The 17,799-nt window shown below is 68.1% G+C and carries 16 protein-coding genes; 13 read left to right on the forward strand and 3 right to left on the reverse strand.

Translation table 11 applies throughout. The features are described from left to right. Positions 1 to 29: 29 nt before the first annotated feature. The 7 genes from I0K15_RS17765 (at position 30) to guaB (ending at position 7,393) form a co-directional block, all read left to right on the forward strand. Positions 30 to 509, forward strand: a complete 480-nt coding sequence (locus tag I0K15_RS17765) for a MaoC family dehydratase (RefSeq protein ID WP_196102813.1) — start codon at positions 30 to 32, stop codon at positions 507 to 509. A gap of 198 nt (positions 510 to 707) precedes the next feature. Beyond that, a complete protein-coding gene (locus tag I0K15_RS17770) occupies positions 708 to 1,889 on the forward strand; it encodes an acyl-CoA dehydrogenase family protein (RefSeq protein WP_422394020.1) in 1,182 nt (393 codons plus the stop codon). After that, positions 1,889 to 2,542, forward strand: coding sequence for a histidine phosphatase family protein (locus I0K15_RS17775; RefSeq protein ID WP_196102815.1), 654 nt, complete (start codon positions 1,889 to 1,891; stop codon positions 2,540 to 2,542). Before I0K15_RS17770 ends, I0K15_RS17775 begins: the two co-directional genes overlap by 1 nt. Further along, entirely contained in the window at positions 2,523 to 3,530 is a 1,008-nt protein-coding gene (locus I0K15_RS17780; protein WP_196102816.1) for a phosphotransferase family protein, read from the forward strand. Before I0K15_RS17775 ends, I0K15_RS17780 begins: the two co-directional genes overlap by 20 nt. Next, positions 3,527 to 4,468, forward strand: coding sequence for an NAD(P)H-dependent flavin oxidoreductase (locus I0K15_RS17785; protein ID WP_196102817.1), 942 nt, complete (start codon positions 3,527 to 3,529; stop codon positions 4,466 to 4,468). Before I0K15_RS17780 ends, I0K15_RS17785 begins: the two co-directional genes overlap by 4 nt. 89 nt (positions 4,469 to 4,557) lie before the next feature. Continuing rightward, a complete protein-coding gene (locus I0K15_RS17790; RefSeq protein ID WP_196102818.1) occupies positions 4,558 to 5,742 on the forward strand; it encodes a CaiB/BaiF CoA transferase family protein in 1,185 nt (394 codons plus the stop codon). 199 nt (positions 5,743 to 5,941) lie between these two features. Then, on the forward strand, positions 5,942 to 7,393 hold the full coding sequence (gene guaB, locus I0K15_RS17795; RefSeq protein ID WP_196102819.1) for an IMP dehydrogenase: 1,452 nt from the start codon (positions 5,942 to 5,944) through the stop codon (positions 7,391 to 7,393). Positions 7,394 to 7,470: 77 nt separating this feature from the next. Here guaB and I0K15_RS17800 read toward each other — a convergent pair whose 3' ends face one another. Continuing rightward, positions 7,471 to 8,331, reverse strand: a complete 861-nt coding sequence (locus tag I0K15_RS17800) for a lytic transglycosylase domain-containing protein (protein ID WP_196102820.1) — start codon at positions 8,329 to 8,331, stop codon at positions 7,471 to 7,473. A gap of 108 nt (positions 8,332 to 8,439) precedes the next feature. Here I0K15_RS17800 and I0K15_RS17805 point away from each other — a divergent pair, with 108 nt between their 5' ends. From I0K15_RS17805 to I0K15_RS17815, 3 genes are read left to right on the forward strand one after another with little or no spacing between them, the layout of a single operon-like run. After that, positions 8,440 to 8,862 (forward strand): MAPEG family protein, encoded by a 423-nt coding sequence (locus tag I0K15_RS17805; protein ID WP_196102821.1) that lies wholly within the window; start codon positions 8,440 to 8,442, stop codon positions 8,860 to 8,862. Continuing rightward, positions 8,859 to 10,031, forward strand: a complete 1,173-nt coding sequence (locus tag I0K15_RS17810) for an RsmB/NOP family class I SAM-dependent RNA methyltransferase (protein ID WP_196102822.1) — start codon at positions 8,859 to 8,861, stop codon at positions 10,029 to 10,031. The genes I0K15_RS17805 and I0K15_RS17810 overlap by 4 nt, the downstream gene beginning before the upstream one ends. 41 nt (positions 10,032 to 10,072) lie before the next feature. Further along, entirely contained in the window at positions 10,073 to 12,349 is a 2,277-nt protein-coding gene (locus I0K15_RS17815; RefSeq protein WP_196102823.1) for an ATP-binding response regulator, read from the forward strand. Here I0K15_RS17815 and I0K15_RS17820 read toward each other — a convergent pair. After that, a complete protein-coding gene (locus I0K15_RS17820; protein WP_196102824.1) occupies positions 12,334 to 12,924 on the reverse strand; it encodes a gamma-glutamyl kinase in 591 nt (196 codons plus the stop codon). The two genes, I0K15_RS17815 and I0K15_RS17820, sit on opposite strands and share 16 nt — an antisense overlap. Positions 12,925 to 13,155: 231 nt before the next feature. Here I0K15_RS17820 and recA point away from each other — a divergent pair, with 231 nt between their 5' ends. From recA to I0K15_RS17835, 3 genes are all read left to right on the forward strand, one after another. Further along, positions 13,156 to 14,187 carry a recombinase RecA gene (recA, locus tag I0K15_RS17825; RefSeq protein ID WP_422393991.1) on the forward strand — a complete coding sequence of 344 codons (1,032 nt, stop codon included), beginning with the start codon at positions 13,156 to 13,158 and terminating at the stop codon, positions 14,185 to 14,187. A gap of 181 nt (positions 14,188 to 14,368) precedes the next feature. After that, positions 14,369 to 17,023, forward strand: coding sequence for an alanine--tRNA ligase (gene alaS / locus I0K15_RS17830; RefSeq protein ID WP_196102826.1), 2,655 nt, complete (start codon positions 14,369 to 14,371; stop codon positions 17,021 to 17,023). After that, positions 17,020 to 17,304 carry a DUF1330 domain-containing protein gene (locus tag I0K15_RS17835; RefSeq protein WP_196102827.1) on the forward strand — a complete coding sequence of 95 codons (285 nt, stop codon included), beginning with the start codon at positions 17,020 to 17,022 and terminating at the stop codon, positions 17,302 to 17,304. The genes alaS and I0K15_RS17835 overlap by 4 nt, the downstream gene beginning before the upstream one ends. Here I0K15_RS17835 and I0K15_RS17840 read toward each other — a convergent pair. Beyond that, entirely contained in the window at positions 17,301 to 17,738 is a 438-nt protein-coding gene (locus I0K15_RS17840) for a hypothetical protein (RefSeq protein ID WP_196102828.1), read from the reverse strand. The genes I0K15_RS17835 and I0K15_RS17840 overlap by 4 nt on opposite strands. Between the last annotated feature and the right edge of the window lie 61 nt (positions 17,739 to 17,799).

The following is a 17,799-nucleotide window of genomic DNA, read 5'->3' on the forward strand; positions in this document are numbered from 1 at the left end:
CACGCGGCCTCCCAGCGAAAGGTCCTCCCATGACGCTCCCCCACCGCCACACCGCGCCTCTCGAGATCCTCCGCGTGCAGGTGGGGGAGGAGGTCGGCCTCTCGCGCTGGTTCACCGTCGACCAGTCCCGCATCAACGTCTTCGCCACGATCACCGAGGATGACCAGTTCATCCACACCGACATCGACCGCGCGGCCGGGACCCCGTTCGGCGGCCCGATCGCCCATGGCTTCCTGACGCTCTCGCTGCTCTCGGCCATGGCCTACGACGCGGTTCCGGTGCCGGAGGGCGCGACCTTCGGGGTCAACTGCGGCTTCGACCGCATCCGCTTCCTCGCGCCCGTGCCAAGCGGCGCCCAGATCCGCGGCCGCTTCGTGCTGGAGGGGGTGGAGGAGGACGGCGCCCAGATCACCACCCGCCACGCTGTCACGGTCGAGATCGAGGGACAGGACAAGCCCGCGCTTGTCGCGCTCTGGATCACCCGCGCCTATCTCGCAGGAGCAGAGTAGGGTGCACGGGTGTCATACGCCCGGTGCACGCATATCATACGCTTTTCATACGCCGGGTTTTCCATCTCACACCTGCCGTAACGGCCCCCTTGCCCCGCGTCTCACGCCACGTCACTCTCCGGGCAAAACGAAGGGGAGGACGATATGGATCTGGGCATCACGCCGAAGGTGAAACCGCTCATCGCGCAGGTGCGCGAGATGGTGCAGACCGAGATCGCGCCCCTCTCCGACGAGTTCCTCTCGCTGGTGGGCTCCGAGGGCGACCGCTTCACCTATACCGCGCGTCAGACCGAGATCCTCGAAGGGTTGAAGGACCTCGCAAAGTCCCGAAATCTCTGGAACTTCTGGCTCACCGACAGTGACAGGGGCTATGGGCTGACCACCGTCGAATATGCCTATCTGGCCGAGGAAATGGGCAAGGTCCACCTCGCCGCCGAGGTCTTCAACTGCTCCGCTCCGGACACCGGCAACATGGAGGTGTTCGAGCGCTATGGCACGCCCGAGATGAAGGAGCGGTGGCTCAAGCCCCTCCTGAGCGGCGAGATCCGCTCCGCCTATGCCATGACCGAGCCGAACGTCGCGAGCTCGGACGCCACCAACATGTCGATGACCTGCGTCCGCGACGGGCAAGACTATGTTCTCAATGGAGAAAAATGGTGGATCAGCGGCGCGGGCGACCCGCGCTGCGCCGTCTACATCGTCATGGTTTCGACGCCCTCCACGGATCGCGGCAAGCACCAGCAGCACTCCATGATCGTGGTCCCCGCCGACACGCCCGGGATCGAGAAGCTGCGCGCGATGGAGGTTTATGGTCACGACGACGCGCCGCATGGCCATCTTCACTTGAAATTCATGGACGTGCGTGTACCAGCAGAAAACATGCTCCTCGGCGAGGGGCGCGGCTTCGAGATCAGCCAGGGCCGCCTCGGCCCGGGCCGCATCCACCACTGCATGCGCGCCATCGGCCAGGCGGAGGCGGCGCTGGAGCTAATGTGCCGCCGCTCCACCCAGCGCGAGGCCTTCGGCAAGCCGCTCGCCCGCCTCGGCGCGAATTTCGACATCATCGCCGAAGCGCGGATGAAGATCGAGCAGGCCCGACTCCTCTGCCTCAAGGCCGCGTGGATGATGGACCAGGGCGACGCCCGCGCCGCAGCACCCTGGATCAGCCAGATCAAGGTGATCGCGCCCCGCGTCGCGCTCGAAGTCATTGACGAGGCGGTGCAAATGCATGGCGGGGCAGGCGTCAGCCAAGACACGCCGCTGGCGCAGGCCTGGACCCATGTGCGCACGCTGCGCCTCGCCGACGGGCCGGACGCAGTGCACCGCAGGCAGGTCGCGCGGGCAGAGCTCAAGCCCTACACCAACGCGCCCGTCGCCTGATGGCCGATATCCTGCTCGTGCGCCACGCACAGGCGAGTTTCGGCGCGGACGACTACGACAAGCTCAGCGATCTCGGCCACGAACAGGCCCGCTGGCTGGGCGGTTACATGGCCGCCCACGACCTCGGCTTCGACCGGGTGATCCGCGGCGGATTGCGGCGCCATCGCGAGACGGTGGAGGGCATCGCTGCCGCTCATCCGCTGCCCGACATCGCGGAGGATCCGCGCCTCGACGAGTTCCACTACAGCGGGCTGGAGGAGGACTACATCGCCGCCACCGGCTCGACCGCCGCGACCTCCCGCATCGATTTCATCCGCCGCTTCCCCACGATCTACACCGCGTGGGAGCGGGGGGAATTCACAGGAGCGGGAGAGACTTACGCGGCGTTCCGCAACCGGATCGAGGCGGCACTCGACACCGCCGTCAGCGCCGGGGGCCGCACGCTGATCGTGACCTCCGGCGGCGTGATCGGCGCGACGCTGGGCCGGGTACTGGGCCTCACGCCGGAGGCGACGGCCGACCTCACCCTCAACATCCACAATGCGAGCCTGCACCGCCTGGTGCTGGAGGACGGGCGGCTGCGCCTCAGCCTCTTCAACGCGAGCCCGCATCTCGACCCGCAGGAGCGTGCCCATGCCCGAACCTATATCTGAGATCGCGCCGTATCTGGAGGCGCAGGTCCCGGGCTTCGAAGGCCCGATCACCGAGGTGCAGAAGACGGCGCAGGGCCAATCCAACCCGACCTTCATCCTGACGGCGGCGAGCGGGAAATACGTGCTGCGGCGCAAACCCGAGGGCGAGCTTCTGAAGTCCGCTCACGCGGTGGACCGGGAGTTCCGGGTGCTCTCGGCCCTGCGCGATACGGACGTGCCGGTGCCCGATGCACTGCATCTCTGCGAGGACGAAAGTGTCCTGGGAACAATGTTCTACGTCATGTCCTTCATCGAAGGCCGCAACTGGGTCGACCCCCGGCTGAAGGACGAGACCAACGAGATGCGCGCCGCGGTCTATGACAGCATGAACGCGACGCTCGCCGCCCTGCACTCGGTCGATGTCGAGGCCGTGGGCCTCGGCGACTACGGCCCGCCCGGCAACTACTTCGAGCGGCAGGTCGCGCGCTGGACCAAGCAGTACCGCGCGACAGAGACCGAGACGCTGAAGCCGATGGAGGATCTGATCGCCTGGCTCGAGGCGCAGACCCCGCCGGAAGGTCCGGCGCGGCTCGTCCACGGCGACTGGCGCATCGACAACCTGCTCTTCGACCCTGCGGGCACCTGCAACGCGGTGCTCGACTGGGAGCTCTCGACGCTCGGCCATCCGCTCGCCGATCTCGGTTCTCAGATCATGCAATGGCAGCTCCCGCCCGGCAGCGAGGGGCGCGGGCTGATGGGTGTGGACAGAGCGGCACTCGGCATCCCCTCCGACGCCGAATATGCCGAGCGCTATGCCGCCCGCGCCGGATTGGCCGACGTTCCGGATCTGGATTACCCGGTCGCCTTCGCCTTCTTCCGCATGGCGGCGATCATCCAGGGGGTGAAGAAACGGGCGCTCGACGGCAATGCCTCGAACCCCGAAGCGGGTTTGCGCATGGGGGCTTACGTGCCGATGTTCGCACAGGCCGCCCTGGCGAGGATCAAATGATCGAGGGCCTTCGTATCCCGGTCGTCGGCGCGCCGCTCTTCATCATCTCCAACCCCGCGCTGGTGATCGCCCAGTGCAAGGCGGGGATCGTCGGCTCCTTCCCGGCGCTGAACGCCCGCCCGCAAAGCCAGCTCGACGAATGGCTGGCCGAGATCACGGAGGCGCTGGCGGCGCACGACCGCGACCACCCCGACCAGCCCGCCGCGCCCTTTGCCGTCAACCAGATCGTCCACCGCTCCAACGACCGGCTGGAGGCGGATCTGGAGACCTGCGCGAAGTACTGCCCGCCGATCACCATCACCTCGCTCGGCGCGCGGACGGAGCTGAACGACGCGGTTCACGCCTGGGGCGGGATCACGCTGCACGACGTCATCAACAACCACTTCGCGAAAAAGGCGATCGAGAAGGGGGCGGACGGCCTGATCGCGGTGGCCTGGGGCGCGGGCGGCCATGCCGGGCGCCTCAGCCCCTTCGCGCTGGTCCGCGAGATCCGCGCCTGGTTCGACGGCCCGCTTCTGCTCTCGGGCTCCATCGCCACCGGCGACGCGGTGCTTGCGGCACAGGCGATGGGCGCGGACTACGCCTATATCGGCTCTCCTTTCATCGCGACGGAGGAGGCGCGGGCGGCCGAGGCCTACAAGCAGGGCATCGTCGAGGGCGGAGCGGAGGACATCGTCTACTCCAACCTCTTCACCGGCGTGCACGGCAACTACCTGCGCCGCTCGATCGAGAATGCGGGGATGGACCCCGACAACCTGCCCGAAGGCGACGTGAGCACTATGAGTTTCGGCTCCGAACGGGAGAAGCCCAAGGCGTGGAAGGATATCTGGGGCGCGGGCCAGGGCATCGGCGCCGTGGACCGGGTGCAGCCCGCCGCCGATCTCGTCGCGAAACTCGCCGAGGAGTACACCGCCGCCCGCAAGCGCCTGCTTTCGTGATCATCACTCTCTTCAAATACGCAAAGGACCGCCCTAGGACGTGCAGAGCCCCGGCGGGCCTGTCGCGGCACAGGTGAAGGAGCGCGCATATGGGAGCCCTTGACGGCGTGAAGGTGATCGACCTGACCCGGGTGCTGGGCGGGCCGTTCTGCACCCAGTGGCTCGGCGATCACGGCGCGGACGTGATCAAGATCGAGCCGCCGCAGGGTGACGAGACCCGCCACTGGGGCCCTCCCTTCGAGGAGGCGACCGGGGCGGCGAGCTACTTTATCGGTGTGAACCGCAACAAGCGCGGCATGGCGCTCGACCTGCGGCAGGAGGCGGGGCGCGAGGTTCTGCTGCGCCTGCTGACGGATGCCGACGTGTTGGTGGAGAACTTCAAGCCCGGCGGGATGGAGAAGTGGGGGATCGGCTATGACACCCTCAAGGAGCGCTTCCCGCGTCTGATCCACTGCCGCATCTCCGGCTTCGGCGCGGACGGGCCCTATGGCGGCCTGCCGGGCTACGACGCGGTGGTGCAGGCGCAAGCCGGGCTGATGAGCGTCAATGGCGAGGTGGGCGGCACCGGGCTGCGCCTCGGCATTCCGCTGGTGGACATCTCCACGGGGCTCTCCGCACTCGCAGGGATCGGCATGGCGCTCTACGAGCGGGAGAAGTCGGGACAGGGCCAGTTCCTCGACCTCACGCTCTTCGATGTGGCGGTTAGCCTGCTGCATCCCTATGCCGCGAACCACTTCCTGAGCGGCAAGGTGCCGGGGCCGACCGGGAACGCGCATCCCAACATCACGCCCTATGACGTGTTTCCGACCCGGGGCGCACAGATCTACATCGCCGCAGCGAATGATGGCCAGTTCGCGCGCCTCTGCGAGGTGATCGGAGCGGAGGCGCTGCTGGAGGACGCCCGCTTCGCCGACCATCCCGCGCGCAACCGTCACAAGACGGAGACGCGGGTGGCGCTGGAGCCGTACCTCGCTGAATGGGACGGGCAAGAACTCGCCGAGAAGCTGATGGCGGTCGGCGTTCCTGCCGGTCCGCTTCTGAACGTCCAGCAGGTCGTGGAGGACGCGCATACCGTGCACCGCGAGATGGCGATTGAGGTCGACGGCGTGCGCACCCTCGGCAACCCGGTGAAGATGAGCCGCACCGCCCCCGATGCCAGCCGCCGCCGCCCGCCGGGCTTCGGCCAGGACACGCGGGCGATTCTCAGCGAGGCAGGTTACTCTGACGCAGAGATCGAGGCATTGATCGGCGACGGCGCGGCGCTCGACGGCTGAAGGGGCTGCGCCCCGTTTGGGCCTGAAACGCCATGCGTTTCCGGGACGGCCCGAACTCCCCGGGATATTTCGACAAGGTGGAAGGGTGAGGGCCGCCTTCATTCGCGGAGGGCGAGGCGACGCGAGGGCTTTTCTTTCGCGGCGCACCATGGAATAGAGCCTGAGGAAACGCCGCCCTCTCGTGCAGGAGTTTCCGCCCATGGACATCCGCCCCGCCCTGACCTTCGACGACGTGCTCCTGGTGCCCGGCGCATCGGAGGTGCAGCCCGCCGATGCCGATACGCGCACGCGGGTGACACAGCGGATCGCGATGAACATTCCCTTGCTCTCGAGCGCTATGGACACGGTGACCGAGCGCAAGATGGCGATCGCCATGGCGCAGGCCGGGGGCCTCGGCGTGCTCCACCGCAATCTCGATATCGAGGAGCAGGCGCGGCAGGTCCGCGCGGTGAAGCGCTTCGAGAGTGGCGTCGTCTACAACCCCATCACCCTGACCGCCGACCAGACCATCGCCGATGCGCGTGCGCTGCAGGAGCGCTACCGCATCACTGGCTTCCCGGTGGTGGGCGAGGGGCGGCGGCTGGTGGGGATCCTGACCAATCGCGACATGGCGTTCTGCGAGGATGACACGACGTCGGTTTCCGCCCTGATGACCAAGGACAATCTCGCGATCCTGCGCGAGCCTGCGGACCATCAGGATGCCAAGCGGCTGATGCGCGACCGGCGGATCGAGAAGGTGCTGATCGTCGATGGGGAGAACCGGCTGACGGGGCTCCTCACCATCAAGGATATCGAGCAGGCGGTTCTGAACCCGCAGGCCTGCAAGGACGAGCTTGGCCGCCTGCGCGTTGCTGCCGCCACCACGGTGGGCGACAGCGGCTTCGAACGCTCCGAACAGCTCATCGACGCGGGCTGCGACCTGATCGTGATCGACACGGCGCACGGCCATTCCTCCGCCGTGCTGGCCGCCGTGGAGCGGGTGAAACGGCTCTCCAACGACGTGCAGGTGGTCGCGGGCAACGTGGTGACCGGCGATGCCACCAAGGCGCTGATCGACGCAGGCGCGGACGCGGTGAAGGTCGGCATCGGACCGGGCTCGATCTGCACCACGCGGATCGTGGCAGGTGTCGGCGTGCCGCAGCTCACGGCGATCTCCGACTGTGCCGCGGCGGCGGGCGACGTTCCCGTGATCGCCGATGGCGGCATCAAGTATTCCGGCGATTTCGCGAAGGCGATCGCGGCGGGCGCGTCCTGCGCCATGGTGGGATCGATGCTCGCGGGCACCGACGAGGCGCCGGGCGAGGTGATCCTTTACCAGGGCCGTAGCTTCAAGGCCTATCGCGGCATGGGCTCGGTGGGCGCGATGGCCCGCGGATCGGCCGACCGCTACTTCCAGAAGGAGGTGTCGAGCGAGAAGCTGGTGCCCGAGGGGATCGAGGGGCAGGTGCCCTACAAGGGGCAGGCGGGCGCGGTGCTGCACCAGCTCGTCGGCGGGCTGCGGGCTGCGATGGGCTACACGGGCAACCGGACGGTGCCGGAGATGCGGGCGAATTGCCAGTTCGTGCAGATCACCAATGCGGGCCTCGGCGAGAGCCACGTCCACGACGTGCAGATCACCCGCGAGGCGCCGAACTACCGCGCCACCCGCTGAGACTGACGAGGGAGGCCCCCCGCCTTCTTCTTTGTCCAAATACGCGCATCTCGGGGTCGGGCGCCCGCGCCGCCGTCTCAGTTGCGCATTACCAGGCAGGTCCCTCCGGCGGAGCGGAGCTGGTTGCAGACCGCCAGCGCCTCGGACCGGCTGTCGCGGCCGATCTGGGCGGTGTAGCGCGGCACCGGTGAGCCCGGCGGGCGGGTGCGGACGAAGGCAGGGCTTTCGGTGCCGAGCAGGCCCGGATGCTGGCGCCGCACCCGGTCGTAACTGCGCCGCGCGGCCCCTCGCGTGCGCTGGGCCGCGACCACCACGCCCCACGCGCGCACCGGGGCCGCGAACTCCCGCAGGGTGCGGTTGGCGGCGAGCTCCATGCAGGCCTCACCGAACGGGGTGTCGCCGTCGAGGCTCAGATCCACGCTCTCGGGCGGTTCGTCGCGCCAAGTCTCGGCCGAGTGGCCGGTGATGGAAAAGACGTAGTCCTGCGTCTCGAACGGCAGGCCGCCCTCGCGCGCGATGAAGCGGGCGGCGCGGTCCTCGCCACCATTATAGGCGACGGCGGCGAGGCCGATATTGCCGAAGCGCTCGCTCAGCTCCGCCAGATAGGTAGCGGAGGCGTCCAGCGCCTCGACCGGGTTGAAGGGATCCTCCAGCCCGCGGAGCGCCGCGGTGCCGGGCATGAACTGCGCGATGCCTTGCGCGCCCGCATGGCTGACGGCGGTGGCGTCGAACAGGCTCTCCTTCCAGATCAGCCGGGCGAAGAAGGCGGTGTCGAGCGCTGCCGCCTCCGACGCCGTCTCGATCATCCGGCAGGTGTCGGGGATGTAGCTGTCGAGCCGGATGCACTGCGCCCCGTCGGCGGAGCAGCGCTGGTCCGGCGTCTCTTCGGCGAGCACGGGCAGCGCGAGGAGCAGGATGAGGAGGGTGCGCACAATCATGGATGAGAGAGTAGCACGATCCGGTCGCCGGGCGCGTGACAGTTCCGCGTCCGCTTGCATCCTCCCCCGCCGAAGCTCAAAAGGAGGGCTTGTTTGAGGGAGACGCCCATGACCGCACCGCTCGCCATCGCCGTGATCGCCGTCTTCGTGCAGGTGGGGCTCACCTTCTGGGCCATCGTGACGATGGGCCGGCGGCGGCTCGCCTCGCTCAAGCGGCGGGAGACGCAGATGGGCGACATCGCGCTCGACCCGATGAACTTCGCGCCCGACGTGAGGGCCTGGCAGAACAACGCGCACAACCAGTTCGAGACGCCGATCCTGCTCTATGGCGGTGTGGCGCTTGCGGCGGCGCTGGGCGCGGTGAACTGGGGCGTGGCGCTGGGGGCGGCGGGCTATGCGGTCTCGCGCTTGCTGCACCGGGTGATCCATGTGGGCTCCAACCACCTGCCGACGCGGTTCAACGTGTTCCTGGGCGGGCTGGTGGCGCTGGCCGTGATGTGGCTGTCGCTCGCTTGGGCGCTGGTGGTGTGACCCCCGCCGCGCGCCACGCCGCCGCCATCGAGGTGATCGACGCGATCCGCGCGGGCGCGCGGGCAGAGGCGGCGTTGAAGGAGTGGGGGCGCAGTCACCGTTTCGCGGGCTCCAAGGACCGGCGGGCGATCCGGGACATCGTCTTCGACGTGCTGCGCTGCTGGTGGTCGACCGCTGCCGCCGGAGGGGGCGAGGACGGGCGCGCGCGGGTGCTGGGGCTGTTGCGGCTGACGGATGTTCCGGTGGAGAGGGTGTTCAGTGGCGAGGGCCATGCTCCGCTGCCTCTGACCGATGCGGAGCAGGCGGTTCCGGAATCGCCGAGCACCGGACCGGCTGCCTTCGATCTGCCCGAGAGTGTCCTGTCGATGCTGGAGGCGCGCTTCGGCGCCGATCTACCCGCGCTCGCCGACGTGATGCGCCACCGCGCGCCGGTCGATCTGCGGGTGAACCTGCTCCGCGCGACGCCTGAAAGCGCCCGGGCCGCCCTCGCCGAAGACGGGATCGAGGTGGAGCCGGGGCCGCTCAGCGCAACCGCACTGCGCGTGACCGCCGGGACGCGGGGGATCGAGCGGTCGCGGGCGTACGCGGATGGCCTCGTCGAGTTGCAGGATGCCGCGAGCCAGGCCGTGGCCGATTTCGCCGAGGCGCAGCCGGGTGAGGTCGTGCTCGACTACTGCGCGGGGGGCGGCGGCAAGGCGCTCGCACTTGCCGCCCGCACGAACGCACAGGTCATCGCCCACGACATCGCACCGCGCCGGATGAAGGATCTGCCGGAGCGGGCGCGCCGGGCAGGCGCTCAGGTTCGCCTCGCCGAACCGGGAACGCTCGGCGACCTACAGGTCCCGCTCGTTTTCGCCGACGCGCCCTGTTCAGGCAGTGGCTCGTGGCGGCGCGATCCCGAAGGCAAGATCCGCTTCGACGCCGGTCGCCTTGCCGAACTCAACGCCGCGCAGGACGATGTACTCCGCAATGCGGCCCGCCACGTCGCCCCCGATGGGCGGCTGGTCTATGCGACGTGCTCGATTCTCCCGGATGAAAACGAGGGGCGCGTTAACGCTTTTCTGTCGGAGGTTGCCGGATGGCACTGTTCGCGCAGCCTGTCGTTGTCGCCACTCGACGGAGCGGACGGATTCTTCGCAGCGTGGCTTGAGAAGCGCGATTCGGCCTGACAGAGTGGCCGTCAGTGCCATTCACGCGGGAGCCATCCGTCATGCACTCCGGGATCTCCCGGCCCCTGCCGCGCCCCGGCGGCAGTGCCCTCGACACGATCATCGGCACCGGTGCGCTCGCGCTGGCGGCGTACGGTGCCTATGAGCAGAATGTCGGCCTCGCGCTGGTGGGGCTCGCCCTGACCGGTGTGGCGGGTCTGCGGATCTGGCAGACGCGCGGGCAGCGGGTGGGGCTCGGTGGCGACGAGGCGGTCATCGTGACCGACGCGGACGGACAGCTCCTGCAGATCAGCGCCGCGGCACGCAGCCTCGCCGGACCCGGCGGGCGGCTGGAGGAATTGCTGAACGACCGGGCCGAGACGCCCGCGAGCCTGATCTACCGCCTCGCCCGTGAAGCGCGGGAGACCGGCGGTGCCACCGCCTTCGTCACGCTGGCGGGGCAGGGGAGCCGGCATCTGCTCTCCGTCCGTCCCCTGGGCGATGAGCGGCTGAGCTGGAGCGTTCTGCCGCTGCCCACCATGGTCGACAGCGATCAGACGCTACCCGATGCGGGCTTCGGCCAGATGCGGATCGACGAGACGGGCGCCGTGGTCGCCGCGAACGCGCAGGTGCGGCGCTGGGCCGGGCGGCGGGTGGCGCGCGATGCGGACGTTGTGAACGACTTGCCGATGCGCGCGGGCAGCATCCACCGCCTGCGCGCCGATCCGTCCATGCTGGTGCGCGCCCAACTCGCCGACCCCGATGTGCACGGGGTGCGCGACGTCTTCCTCTACCCCGTGGCCGATGCGGAGCTGGCAGCGGCCAATCCCGACCAGTTCCTCGCCCAGCTTCCCATCGCGCTCGCGCGCATCGATGTGGAGGGCCGGGTCATCATCGCCAATGCGGCGGCGCAGGGCCTCGTTGGGCGGCAGATGGAGCCCGGCGCGCGGCTCGCCGATCTGATGGAGGGCCTGGCGCAGCCTGTCGCCCAGCGGATCCGCGAGGTCGCGGCGACCCGCCGTCCGGCGCGGCCCGAGGTCTCCCGCATCCTCGACGGTGATATCGAGCGGTTCCTGCAGGTGTCGTTCTCGCCGATCGAGGTGGCAGGCGACTTCTCCCTCCTCGTGGTGATGAGCGACGCGACGGAGCTCAAGACGCTCGAGGCGCAGTTCGTGCAGAGCCAGAAGATGCAGGCGGTCGGTCAGCTCGCGGGTGGTGTGGCGCACGACTTCAACAACCTGCTGACGGCGCTCTCCGGCCACTGCGACCTCCTGCTACTGCGCCACGCGCCGGGGGATCGCGATTACTCGGATCTCATCCAGATCCGCCAGAACGCGGACCGGGCGGCGGCGCTGGTGGGCCAGCTCCTCGCCTTCTCCCGCAAGCAGACCTTGCAGCCGAAGGTGCTGCATCTGGCGGACGTGCTCGGCGACCTCTCCCACCTGCTCAACCGGCTGCTGGGGGAGAAGGTGACGCTGCGCCTCGACTACCGGGAGGATCTGCCCGCCGTCCGCGTCGACCTCAGGCAGTTCGAGCAGGTCATCATGAACCTCGTCGTGAATGCTCGCGACGCCATGCCCGACGGCGGCGAGGTCTCGCTCCACGCCCGCTACGAGCATCTGGCCGATGAGCTCAAGCGCGACCGTGCCACCATCACCCCGGGCGACTGGGTGGTAATCGAGGTGAGTGATACCGGCGTCGGCATCCCGGAATGGCGCCTCGACAAGATCTTCGACCCGTTCTTCACCACGAAGCGGGTGGGCGAGGGGACGGGCCTCGGCCTCTCCACCGCTTACGGCATCGTCAAGCAGACGGGCGGGTTCATCTTCGTCGACAGCATCGTGGGGGAGGGGACGACGTTCTCCATCTACCTGCCACGCTTCGTGCCGGGACCCGGCGAGCAGCCGCGTCTGCTGGAGGGCGACAAGCGCTCCGGCGAGCCGGGCGACGCGACGGGCAGCGGCACCGTGCTGCTGGTCGAGGACGAGGCGCCCGTGCGCGCCTTCGCCGCCCGCGCCCTCAAGCTGCGCGGCTACCACGTGCTGGAGGCCGCAAGCGGGGAGGAGGCGTTGGAGCTGCTGGCCGAAAAGCCCGCCGTCGACATCTTCGTCTCCGACGTCATCATGCCCGGTCTCGACGGGCCGAGCTGGGTGGCTCAGGCGCGCGAGGCCTATCCGGACGTGCAGGTCATCTTCGTCTCCGGCTACGCGGAGGACATGTTCCGCGACGGCATGGACCTGATGCCCAACAGCAGCTTCCTCGCCAAACCCTTCTCGCTCAACGACCTGACGCTGAGGGTGAAGGAGCGGCTGGAGCTCGGTCGTCAGGCCCCTTCGTAGAGCTCGAAATCCGGCGCCATCTCCAGCTCCAGCCGGCGGCGCAGGTCGGGCGAGAGCTCCAGCGGCAGGCTGGGTGAGACGTTCTCCTGCGCCGGGGCGACGGTGCAGCCGAAGCGGTCGGACAGAAAGTCGAGGAGCACCTTGGGCCGGTCGTAGCGCATCAGGTGCGTGATCCCGCGGCCCGACGGGGTCGGCTCCAGAAAACGGGACGGCCGCCCCACACGGGCGAAGACGGGCGGGTCATTCGACAGATACGCCTCCACGAACGCATCGAAGCTGATCGCCGCCGTCGAGCGCGGCGTGCCCAGGAGCACCGGCCGCGTGCGGTAGCGATACCAGCTTCCCAGCCACTCCACCGGTTCGCGGATCACGGCGAGCGTCTCGATATCTTCGAAGCCGGAGGCGTTGAGCATCGGCCGGATGTCCCGCTCGAAGCGCCGGAGCCGCATGTGCTTGAATTTCGGATCGCCCGTCATCGCGATGTCGGCCCGCGGGGCCAGCACGCTTTCCAACGCCGTCGTCCCGGTCTTGGGCAGGGCCAGCACGGCGAGGCGTGCGCGGAAGGAGACGATCATCGGCGGGTTCTTTGCATCCTATCAAGGCGTTCGACGGTTTTACCGTTTCTCAACCTTCATGGCAGCAATTTTATCCGCACAGATCCGTTTCTCTTGTTCGCGATGTGTTCTGGTGCTAGCGTTCGAACAAGAGGTGAACACACCCGCCGATTGCCGCCCCTTGGCAAACGTGACATGAAGAGGATGAGAGCAATGGCAGACGCCGTTCTGAAACTGGACGAGAGACGCGGAATGGACAAGCAGAAGGCGCTGGATTCGGCGCTGGCGCAGATCGAGCGGAGCTTCGGCAAGGGCTCCATCATGAAGCTCGGTCAGCGCGACGCGGTCATGGATATCGAGGCGATTCCGACAGGCAGCCTGGGGCTGGACATCGCGCTCGGCATCGGTGGCCTGCCGAAAGGGCGGATCATCGAGATCTACGGCCCTGAATCCTCCGGTAAAACCACGCTGGCCCTCCATGTCGTGGCCGAGGAGCAGAAGCGCGGCGGTGTGTGCGCTTTCGTCGACGCGGAGCACGCGCTCGACCCGTCCTATGCCCGCAAGCTGGGCGTCGATCTCGACGAGCTCCTGATCTCCCAGCCCGATGCGGGTGAGCAGGCGCTGGAGATCACGGACACGCTGGTGCGCTCCGGCGCGGTCTCGGTCGTTGTGGTCGACTCGGTTGCGGCCCTGACGCCCAAAAGCGAGCTCGAAGGCGACATGGGCGACAGCAATGTCGGCGTGCAGGCCCGCCTGATGAGCCAGGCGATGCGGAAGCTCACTGGCTCCATCAGTCGCTCGAAGTGCATGGTGATCTTCATCAACCAGATCCGCATGAAGATCGGCGTGATGTTCGGCTCGCCCGAGACGACGACGGGTGGCAACGCGCTGAAATTCTACTCCTCCGTCCGCCTCGACATCCGTCGCATCGGCGCGATCAAGGACCGCGACGAGGTCGTGGGCAACCAGACCCGCGTGAAGGTGGTGAAGAACAAGGTCGCCCCGCCGTTTAAGCAGGTCGAGTTCGACATCATGTATGGCGAGGGCGTCTCGAAGACGGGTGAGCTGCTCGACCTCGGCGTGAAGGCCGGTGTTGTAGACAAGTCCGGCTCCTGGTTCTCCTATGGGGATGAGCGGATCGGGCAGGGGCGCGAGAACGCCAAGCAGTTCCTGAAGGATAATCCGAACATCGCCATCGCGATCGAGGACAAGATCCGCGCGGCCCACGGGCTCGACTTCGACATGGCGCCGGACGACCCAGACGCGGATGTCGTGGACGACTGATCCTCCGGACAATCGGATGCGGGGCCGTTCCTTCGGGAGCGGCCCCAAATTTTTGTGGATGAAAAATTTGCAGCAAAAATCTTCCTGGGAAGATTCTTGCGCAACACCGCTGGCAGTGGACAGCGCTCCGGGGCGGGGATAGTCAGAGCAGACACAGCTTGAAGCTCAAGAAGAGACCCCGATGGCCAGCCTGAACGACATCCGCACGACCTTCCTCGACTACTTCGTGAAGAACGGTCACACCGCGGTCGAGAGCGCCCCGCTGGTCCCCCGCAACGACCCGACGCTGCTCTTCACCAATGCGGGCATGGTGCCGTTCAAGAACCTCTTCACCGGGGTGGAGACGCGCGACTACACCCGCGCGGCGAGCTCCCAGAAATGCGTGCGGGCCGGCGGCAAGCACAACGATCTCGACAATGTGGGTTACACCGCGAGGCACCATACGTTCTTCGAGATGCTCGGCAACTTCTCTTTCGGCGACTACTTCAAGTCCGACGCGATCCCCTTCGCCTGGGATCTCGTGACCAAGGAGTTCGGACTGCCCAAGGACAAGCTCCTCGTCACCATCTACCACGACGATGACGAGGCGGCGGAGATCTGGAAGAAGCATGCGGGCCTGCCCGACGAGCGGATCATCCGCATCGCGACCGCTGACAACTTCTGGACCATGGGCGATACGGGGCCGTGCGGCCCGTGCTCCGAGATCTTCTTCGACCACGGGCCGGAGATTCCGGGCGGTCCGCCGGGCTCCCCGGACGAGGACGGCGACCGGTTCATCGAGATCTGGAACCTCGTCTTCATGCAGTTCGAGCAGTTCGCGGATGGCCGGCGGGAGAACCTGCCCAAGCCTTCCATCGACACCGGCATGGGGCTGGAGCGGATCGGCGCGATCCTGCAGGGCAAGCACGACAATTACGACACCGACCTGATGCGTGACCTGATTGAGGCATCGGCGAATGCGTCCAGCACCGACCCGGACGGGCCGGGCAACATCCACCACCGGGTGATCGCGGACCATCTGCGCTCGACGTCCTTCCTAATCGCGGACGGGGTGCTGCCCTCGAACGAGGGGCGCGGCTACGTGCTGCGCCGGATCATGCGGCGCGCGATGCGGCACGCGCATCTGCTCGGCACGCAAGACCCGCTGATGCACCGGCTGGTGCCCGCGCTGGTCCGGCAGATGGGCGGCCATTTCGCGGAGCTCGGTCGGGCGCAGGCCCTGATCGAGGAGACGCTGAAGGGGGAGGAGGTGAAGTTTCGCCAGACCCTCGACCGCGGTTTGCGGCTCCTCGACGACGAGCTCGCCAAGCTGCCCGACGGCGCAACGCTGCCCGGCGAGACCGCGTTCCGCCTCTACGACACCTACGGCTTCCCGCTCGACCTCACGCAGGACGCACTGCGCGAGCAGGGGCGCTCGGTGGACGTCGCAGGCTTCGACGCCGCCATGGCCGAGCAGAAGGCGAAGGCGCGCGCGGCCTGGGCGGGCTCCGGTGAGGCGGCGGACGAGAGCGTGTGGTTCGACATCGCCGACGCCCACGGCTCGACGGAGTTCCTGGGCTACGAGACCGAGGCGGCGGAGGGCGAGATCCTCGCCATCGTGAAGGGCGGCGACCGGGTGAACACTGCGTCCAAGGGCGACCGCGTGCAGATCGTGCTGAACCAGACGCCGTTCTATGCCGAGAGCGGCGGCCAGGTCGGCGATACCGGCACGCTGAAGACGGAAGGCGGCACGGCGCGCATCACCGACACGAAGAAGAAGGCCGGGGTTTTCGTCCACATCGCGGAAGTCACGGAGGGCCAGATCGCGCCTGGCGCCGCAGCCGAGCTGGAGGTGGACCACGCCCGCCGCACCGCGATCCGCGCCAACCACTCCGCAACGCACCTCCTGCACGAGGCGCTGCGCGAGCGGCTGGGCGATCACGTCGCGCAGCGCGGGTCGCTGAACGCCGACGACCGGCTGCGCTTCGACTTCTCGCATCAGAAGGGGATGAGCCTGGAGGAGATCGGCGCCATCGAGCGCGACGTGAACGACTACATCCGCCAGAACACGGCTGTGACCACCCGGATCATGGCCCCCGACGATGCGCGGGACCTCGGCGCGCAGGCGCTCTTCGGCGAGAAGTACGGCGATGAAGTGCGGGTGGTCTCGATGGGCCGTGCGCCGACGGGGAAGGGCAGCGATGGGGAGACCTACTCCATCGAGCTCTGCGGCGGCACCCATGTGAAGCAGACCGGCGATATCGGCCTCTTCGTCGTCGTGGGCGAAAGCGCCTCGGCCTCCGGCATCCGGCGGATCGAGGCGCTGACCGGGGAGGCGGCGCGGACCTATCTCGCCGAGCAGGACCGCACGGTCGCGGAGATCGCACTCGCCATGAAGGCGCAACGCGGCGAGGTGGTGGACCGGGTGAAGGCGCTGATGGACGAGCGCCGCGCGCTGGAGCGGGAGGTCGCCGAGCTTCGCCGTCAGCTGGCCATGGGCGGCGGTGGTGCGTCCGAAGAGGAGGCGCGCGAGGTGAACGGGGTCAAGTTCCTCGGCCGCGCTCTCACCGGTGTGTCCGGCAAGGACCTGCGCGGGCTGATCGACGAGCAGAAGGCGCGGCTCGGCTCCGGTGTGGTGCTCTTGATTGCCGACACGGGCGGCAAGGCAGCAGTGGCCGCGGGTGTGACCGAGGATCTGACCGACCGGATCAGCGCGGTGGACATCGTGAAGGCCGCGGCTGCGGAGCTCGGCGGCAAGGGTGGAGGCGGCCGGCCCGACATGGCGCAGGCGGGCGGTGCGGACGCCTCGAAGGCGGCCGAAGCGATCGCCGCGGCGGAGAAGGTGGTGGCGGCATGAGCGCCTATGTCATCGCCCGCATCCGCGTGACCGACCCGGAAGGCTACACGAAGTACGCCGCACAAACCGTTGCGTTGGCGGAGAAATTCGGTGGCGAGTTTCTCGTGAAGGGCGGCCCGATGATCCAGAAAGAGGGCTCCGGCCCCGACCGCCACGTGGTCATCCGGTTCCCGTCCGTTGCCGACGCTGAACGCTTCTACGGTTCCGACGAATACGCGAAGATCCTGCCGATCGCGCTCGCGGCCTCCGAACGGGACCTGGTGATCGTCGAAGGCGTCTAGGGCTGCAATCGCAGCCGGTGACGCTCGGCCCGTAGCACGGCGAGGTTGCCGCGGCTGCGATCGATGTCCGACTGGATCTCCCGCGCTGACCGGTTCTGTGTCGCCCGCTCGGGCAGGCGGCTCAGCTCGAAGCGGTCGCGGCTGATGTCCTGCCGCACCCGGCCGATCTCCCGCTCCAGCGCTCGGCTTTGTTGGGCATTGTCGGAGCCGATGGTGACGGTGCTGTAGCGCGGCAGGTTCACGGGACGGGCCGCGGCGACCACCGTATCGTCGCCGATCACGGCGAGCTCCGGAACGTCCACGATCCCCGCGCAGGGCTCGTCGGTGTCGATGTAGCCGACCCGGCCGGTGGCATCGCCGCACTCCACGATGGGTTCGGAGGCGCAGGCGGCGAGCAGGGCGACGGCGACGAGGGGCGGGATGGCGTGGCGCATGACCGACAGATAGCAAGCCGGCGCACCGCTTAAAGGCGGCTCACTCCTCCATCGTGCAGAC

Origin of the sequence: Pontivivens ytuae (assembly GCF_015679265.1) — a bacterium.
In the GTDB taxonomy this organism is placed as follows: domain Bacteria; phylum Pseudomonadota; class Alphaproteobacteria; order Rhodobacterales; family Rhodobacteraceae; genus Pontivivens; species Pontivivens ytuae.